3 protein-coding genes and 1 pseudogene are annotated in these 7,673 nt (G+C 43.4%); all 4 read left to right on the forward strand.

Annotated features, from left to right (window positions below; genetic code table 11):
- Positions 1-782: 782 nt before the first annotated feature.
- The gene (locus F6K37_RS27375) at positions 783-3,278 is read left to right on the forward strand and encodes a cellulose biosynthesis cyclic di-GMP-binding regulatory protein BcsB (protein ID WP_287253549.1); all 2,496 of its coding nucleotides are present in this window, start codon (positions 783-785) and stop codon (positions 3,276-3,278) included.
- Positions 3,279-3,479: 201 nt separating this feature from the next.
- Entirely contained in the window at positions 3,480-6,020 is a 2,541-nt protein-coding gene (bcsA, locus tag F6K37_RS27380) for a UDP-forming cellulose synthase catalytic subunit (protein WP_008189146.1), read from the forward strand.
- Positions 6,021-6,047: 27 nt separating this feature from the next.
- Positions 6,048-6,673, forward strand: a pseudogene (locus F6K37_RS45680) (Uma2 family endonuclease).
- A gap of 372 nt (positions 6,674-7,045) precedes the next feature.
- Positions 7,046-7,673, forward strand: a 628-nt coding sequence (locus tag F6K37_RS27390; protein WP_287253551.1) for a helix-turn-helix domain-containing protein, incomplete at its 3' end; no start/stop codon positions are given.

Genomic DNA, 7,673 nt, shown 5'->3' on the forward strand with positions numbered 1-7,673 from the left:
AAGCGAATTTGTTGACTACTCATAATTACCTATTTCCTCCAGCAGTTATCTAAAACTTCTTTAAAGTTGATGTGAATATACTACAGTCCACAATAATTTCACTGCACCGACTTAGCTCACCCACCTTAGTGATTTTCCAGACCGATTGGTGTGATCTGGATCACAATAGCAAAGGGAACAGGGAGTAGGTCAGCATTCAGCAGTCAGCGGTCAGCGGTCAGCTTGTTGATAGCTGATAGCAGCTAAAGTAGCGTTGCTGATTCTGGGTATGATTCCGCGCCCCATACCCAGAATCAGCAACGCCATTTTCTGAGGGTGACCATAGACCAAATCCTGTGGCTGATACGCGACACGCTGATAGCTGAATGCTTACGAGGCAACAGGCAACAGGCAAGAGCTATATAGAGATTTTTGGGAATGGAAAAAACTGTAATCGCTGTTTACAATTCATTTAAAAACCCTATACCAATCCAGGGATTTTCCTTAATGCATATAAAATTAAATTTGTCAAGTAACTTTACTGAACTTTTGTTCTAGGGGCAATGTCCTAGAAGCCTGTGGTAAATTTAACTCAAAGACTGCGGAAGCTTGCCGATCGAAAAGGTTGGCATAGGGAGGATTCCGTTCCCCAGATTCTGGTCACTCAAGGGTGTATCTGATTTTTATTCAACCGCTGGTAATCCAACTAGCTTGCTCCGGATTAGGTAGCGCTAGCCTTGTATCAATAGCTAAACATCCCATGCGGCAATTTAATTTTTAATCAGAGTTAAAACGTTCTGCTGATGACACCCTTTTTTCGCAAGGCTTTTGCCCATCTACCCAAAAAAAATCCTAGGTCACACCGATCAGATGGTCACTCTAGCGCTAATCAAGCCTCTACTTCGAGGAGGTTCGATGCAAAAGCAGATCATCCTCGGCCTTCGTTCCAAAGATATTCTTTAGTCCTACTATTATTCCTCAGCTGTAGTATTTCCATTGGGTTAAGCACAAGGTTAGTGTCTGCCCAAAGTGATGGCAGTACCACTGATAGTAACAAAACCCTAAGGGAGAGTACCATCGAGGAACTCAAGGAAAAATCTCAACCCACCTTTGCTCTACCTTCCCCACCAACTAAAGCTCCTGAGATCGATGCTCCTCCTGCTGGTAAGTACATCCTAGAATTCAATCGCAGCCCAGTAGTAGGCTCTCGTTTTAGTTTAAGAGGCATCTATGACGAAGCACGGCTAGGGTTTACTCGTCCCCGAGATTGGCAACTCAAATCTGTCAAAGCCTTGATTCGCTTTCGCCATTCTCCAGCGCTCTATGCCACTCGCTCTAATCTTACCGTTCTAATTAATGGTGTTAGCGTTGGCAGTATTCCTCTCAAGCGCCAGAAAGGGGAAATTGGGAATGTGCTATTTAATATTCCGATAGACCAACTCCGTAACTACAACCAAATCACAATTGCGGCGCTACAGAATAACTCTCCTACCTGTACTCAAGACCCCTATGATCCTTCCCTATGGACAGAAATTCTACCCGATTCTAAAATAGTCTTTGATTTTGAACCCCAACCGGTTTCTCTAGACTTCAATCGCTATCCTTACCCGATCTTTGATGACCTCAGTCTAGAACCAAATCAAATTACTTATCTGTTGCCCAAGGAGATTGATGATAATTGGTTAACTAGCACTGCTCGTTTCCAAGCTTCCTTAGGTAGGCTAGCGGATTATCGTCGCCTGAAGACTTCCTTGGTGAAATCTGTTAAAGAGGTCAGTGGAACGGGGATTAATCGATTTTCTGGTAATCGATTGGTGATCATCGGCACACCAGAACAACAGCCAGAACTCAAATCCCTGAAACTACCCCTTCCTGTAGGAAACAATAAGATTCTCGATGCTAAGGAAAAAGCCTTACCCCCCGATGTCGGGGTCTTAATGTTAACCACCACTCCTGGCAATGAAGGCGCAGTATTGGTAGCAACCGGTAATGGGCCAGAAGGAGTGGCGAAAGCAGTACAGTTTTTAGTGCAATCGGAAGACCGTCAAATTGGTACCAGTCAAGCGATCTTAGTTGAAAAGCTGGAGGAAGTGCCAACCCCTGCATCCCGTGATTGGCCAGACTATTTACCTGTAGAACCCACATTCAAGCTCAGCGACCTCAAAACTCCCTACAATCAGCCGATTGAGGATATAACAGTCAGGGGTTCTGATTCCCCACCCATTACTATTGACTTCCGGGCATTGCCCGATGATAAGTTTGAGGGGGATAACTATATGAACCTAATTTATAGCTACGGCCCCCAAATTAATCCCAAAACCTCAGTAGTGGAAGTCAAGCTAGATGGCATTGCCCTAATCGGCAAAAAGCTAACGTCCATCGATGGTGGAACTAGAGAGTCCCTGAGGGTTGCCCTGCCTAGTGACAACATTACCCCCTATTCTAAAATCCAGGTGGATTTTCGTCTTGATGCTCGGGAACGGCGCTCCTGTAGCAAAGTAACTGACCAACAGCTTTGGGGTACGTTGCACAGTGATACAAATTTTGAACTCCAGCGCACCAGTGTTGCCAAAGTCCCAGATTTGGGGTTGCTGAAAACGGGTTTTCCCTTTGCTGCTCCTCAGGATTTATCCAATACCGTTATTGTGCTACCAAAAGACCCCTCAAGCAGTGTACTGATGACATTACTACAGTTCACTAACAGACTGGGACGGTTAAGCAAAGCGGAATCAATCCAGCTATCAGTTTATACTAAAGATTCTTTACCCACTGAGGAACGCAGTGACCATCATTTGGTAGGAATTGGCCCTCAAGATAAATTTCCGTTTCCTGAAATTTTCTCTTCTGGTGGTTTTGAATTAAAAGATTTTTTGACAAGGCAGCGGAGTGATAGTCAAATTCAAACCTGGTCTGATCATGATGGGGTGATCAAAGAAATTATATCGCCATGGAATAAAGAACGGGTGCTGCTTGCTCTAAGTGCTCAAACTGATAAAGGCTTAGAAAAAGTCCAAGACTTATTAAATCAAGACCCACTATTCTCTCAAATCAAGGGAGACACGGTACTGATTAGTGCTAACTCGGAAAATCCCAATATTTATCAACAAAATTCTTATAATATGGAGTTTTTCAAGCCAAAGCGCCAGCGTCAAATGGAAAAACCTGAGTTGACTCAGCAAATTTTTAACTTCATAATAAGAAGTTGGTTGTTGTTAGCTCCAGCTATTGTAGCTGCAACCTTGCTTAGTTACGGTGTTATTCAGTTTTATCTCCAAAAAATGGCTAGGGATAGAAATTAATGACGGTTTTTTAAGTCAAAATGCCAAATTAAAAATTCAAAATGACTAAATTTATAATTTGGAATTGTTTCCAATTACTACAATAAAATGAATTAGTTAATGGGGTATTTTTGAATTTTGAATTGATAATTTTGAATTGGAGCGAAGCGATTGACTATTCCATTTTTAAAGATTAGGTCAAAACCGGGTCACAGAGGCTTGGTGACCACACCCCAACAGCGACAGCGACTAACAGTCTGGGTAGTGGAAGACTTACCCTATATATTTGACCAGATTTTACAGTGGCTAAGTCGCCGTCAATTGCTGTTGCTAATTGGATCTTTACTATTGCTATTCATTCCTCTAATTACTGCTCGCCCACCAATTTGGCAACAAGGGTTGCTTGCTGTAATTTTGTTCCTGATGGGACGGGTGATTATTCAGATGGAGGAAGATAAACCGAATCGTAAAACCAGTGAATATCTCCACTTATTGTTAGTTTTACTTAGCGCTTTCACTACCCTACGCTATTTTTATTACCGCACTCGATATACGCTGAATTTTGAAGGGTGGCTGAATATAGTTTTTTGCTTGCTGTTGTATGGAGCAGAATTTTATGCGATCGCTACCTTATTTTTGGCTTACTTTCAAACCTTAAAAATCAAAGAACGTAAAGCAGTTAGTTTAGAAAATATTCCCCAAGAGGAGTGGTTTAGGGTTGATATTTACATTCCTACCTATAACGAAGATCTCGAAATTGTCCGCAAAACCACCTTAGCGGCTGTAGCCATTGACTATCCGACTGATAAAAAATCAGTTTATGTCCTTGATGATGGCAGAAAGTATCCAGAGCGTAGGGAAAAGTTGCGCCAAATGTGTGAGGATCTAGGCTCCGAACTCCTGACTCGGGATAATAATCATCATGCTAAAGCTGGCAATATCAACACAGCTTTTCATAAAACCAAAGGGGATTTAGTGCTTATTCTTGATTGTGACCACATTCCCGCTAAAAACTTGTTGAAGGAAACTGTTGGCTTCTTTTTTAACCCTAAGGTTTCCTTTGTCCAAACACCCCACTGGTTCTATAACCCAGACCCCTTTGAGCGTAATCTGCTCACAGAAGGCAGAATACCTGTGGGTAATGAACTGTTTTATAAGGTGCTGCAAAAGGGCAATGATTTCTGGAATGCGGCGTTCTTTTGTGGGTCTGCGGCGGTGATTCGCAAAACCCACGTCATGGAAATCGGAGGTATTGCCACCGAAACAGTTACCGAAGACTGCCATACTGCCTTCCGTCTGCACTCAAAGGGTTACGAGTCGGTCTACTACGACAAGATTATGGTGGCAGGTTTAGCGCCAGAAAAATTTTCGGCCTATATCGGTCAACAGGTACGTTGGGCTAGGGGAATGGCTCAGATTCTGCGCCTGGAAAATCCCTTGTTCAACCGGAAGGTGAGGTTGAGCCTGCCCCAACGGTTGTGCTACATGAGTGCCACAGCCCACTTTTTCTTCGGCTTCCCGCGATTGATGTATGCGATCGCACCCACTCTATTCTTATTATTTGGCATCAATTCGGTTAAGGGTCTCGGTTTTGAAACCTTGTGCTATGCTCTGCCTCACGTTATTTTATCGATGCAGACCAACCACATTCCCTACAAGCACGTCCGTTTCTCCTTCTGGAACGAGATTTTTGAATTTGCCCTGTCATTCCAGGCGGGAATGGTTACCCTCTTAGCTCTGATTAATCCTAAGTTAGGGTCTTTCAATGTTACCGATAAAGGGATGAATGTTACCAAGCGCAGCTTTGATTTTGATTCGGTCAAGTACCTAGTGTTAGTGGCTGCACTGGCTACTGCTGCCTTGTTTACTGTACCTCTGTGGCTATGGTTAAGACCGGAGGATAGCCAAGCGGTGATTGTTAATGTTTTTTGGTCTATCTTTAACCTAATCCTTCTGATGGCTGCTTGTCTAGTTGCTTTCGAGCAACCCCAACTCCGTCGTGCTCACCGGATGCCAAGGAAGTTAACGGCTGTGATTCATACTCCACAGCAGAGTTGGAGAGGTGAAACCGTTAATGTTAGTGAAAGTGGTGCCCAAATTCTGCTGAATACCCGACCCAACATCCCTGATCAAATTAGAGTGGAACTCGAAGGAGACTACGGACACAAGTGCTTGGTCCGAGGGCGGGTGATGCGAGAAGTTGCTATGGGTGACCAGGTGAGGCTATTTGTTGATTTTATTAATCTCACCGGTACTCAGCAAGATGATCTGGTCTTAGTTATTTATTCTGATGTCAATGAGTGGTATTCCCAGAGACGATCTGAAACAGACCATCCTCTGGAATCCCTTAAGTTTATTGCTACGAGTATCAGACGAGTCTTCCGTGAATTCCGACCAGCTAAAGAGACCAAGGTACGTCAAAAGGTTCAAGCACCGGTGCAATTATATTGGGATTACTGGAAAAACTATTCCGTTAGCGCGACAATCACGGAAATTGGCACTCATGATTTACGGTTGGAATTAGATGGCCACCAGATTAGCAATCTCGATATCATGCAGAAGACTAAACCCCTGATCAGTTTACTGGTAACTCAGGAATCTAATCACTTACAAGATTTGAGTTTTTTGGCTAAGGTGGAAACTATAGAGCAATTAGTTGATAGCGGATCTGTTAATTCAATTGCGATCGAGTTAAGTTTTCCAGAATCAATAGAAGAGCAGCAACAGCTCAAAATTCGACAGCTTCTGAATAGCTTGGATTGATAGCAAAGAGAATAGGAAATAGGGAATATGAACCCCTTAACTCTTGACCTGCGACCACTCCTGAGGTTAACCCACCGGGAATTTGAGCAAATTGCAGCAGCTAACCGCGATCTGCGGTTGGAACTGACTGCTGATGGAGAACTGATTGTTATGCCCCCAACAGGAGGAAATACCGGTAGGCGTAATGCCGATCTAACGTACCAACTCCAAGCTTGGAGTCGTCAGACCCAACTTGAGGTGCGACCCGTGGCGAATTTAATTCGCCAAGTAAGAGCGCACCTAGGGAAGTTTTCGACTCCTCTACTGTGTTTCAACTCCCCAATGGAGCAGGACGTTCTCCTGATGCAGCTTGGGTTAGCTCAGACCGATGGAACAGCCTTACTCTTGAGGAACAAGAAACCTTTCCACCTCTATGTCCTGACTTTGTGATTGAATTGCGCTCCAAAACTGATTCTCTGACATCTCTACAGAACAAGATGCTGGAATATATGGATAATGGCTGTCGCCTCGGTTGGTTGATTAACTATCAAAATCAACAGGTTGAGATTTACCGTTCTGGTCAAGCAAAAGAAATTCTACAATCTCCCCAGATTCTTTCTGGGGAGGAGGTATTACCCGATTTCCGATTGGATTTGCAGTTGATTTGGATTTGATATCTCTCCTCTTTGAAAAAAGGGGATTCTAAACCGAATACCGACACTAGATATAGCGCATAATAATTCATGCGATCGCTTATCAATTATCCTTTAGGAAGTAGGGAGGGTTGCGTCAATTTAATTTACATCATAAGTATGAGAAGCGCTATAGTTTATTTTTTTAGACTTTCAAATGCAAAATTATGGTAAAATTTTTATGTTGATTGGTCTGATTAAGATAACTAGACCGGTCTTTTTTAACCCTAAATTGCTCTTTTTAGGATATTTTGTTACCCCCTGAGCCCTAAAACCTAATACCTAAGACCTGAACTATTAGTAAATCACGATATTATTATATTATAGCATAATAAACTATAATCAAAACGGTATATGAACTTTGAAGACGCTCTGGAATTCGCCAATGCCTTAGTGTTTGCCAAATCGGGAAATCATCTCACTGATTTACAGCAAGCCTTAATTGAGGCATCTTGGTCCTGGAAGCGTCAGAGTTATGATACTATTGCCGAAACCTATGGCTATTCACCGACTTACCTGAAACATGATGTCGGTCCTAAGCTGTGGAAACTTCTCTCAGAGGCTTTGGGGGAAAAAGTCAGTAAAAAAAACTTTCGCTCAGCCCTCGAACGACGGTGGCGCAGTGAACAGGAAACTATCTCCTCGAACCAACAGCCAACTACACTCGAAAGCATAACCCCAGTCGGGGACTCGACCGAGGAAACAGATGGGATTGGCTTAAGGCCAGGCTACGGGAACGGAAAACCACGTCACGATTGGTCAGAAGCCGTTGATGTTCGTTTCTTTTATGGAAGACAATCAGAACTAGCCCAGTTGCAGCAATGGATTCTGAGCGAACACTGTCGGCTAGTCGCCTTGTTAGGTATGGGCGGCATGGGCAAAACCTCCCTATCGATCAAGCTTGCCCAACAACTCCAACACCAGTTTGAGTTTGTTATTTGGCGCTCCCTACGTAATGCTCCTGACCTATCAGAGATTTTGA

The sequence above is a fragment of the Moorena sp. SIO4E2 genome, from assembly GCF_010671945.1.
Classification (GTDB): domain Bacteria; phylum Cyanobacteriota; class Cyanobacteriia; order Cyanobacteriales; family Coleofasciculaceae; genus Moorena; species Moorena producens.

Excerpts from the sequence above, each read along its gene's own strand:
- F6K37_RS27375 (WP_287253549.1), top strand. The coding sequence starts at position 783 with ATGACACCCTTTTTTCGCAAGGCTTTTGCCCATCTACCCAAAAAAAAT.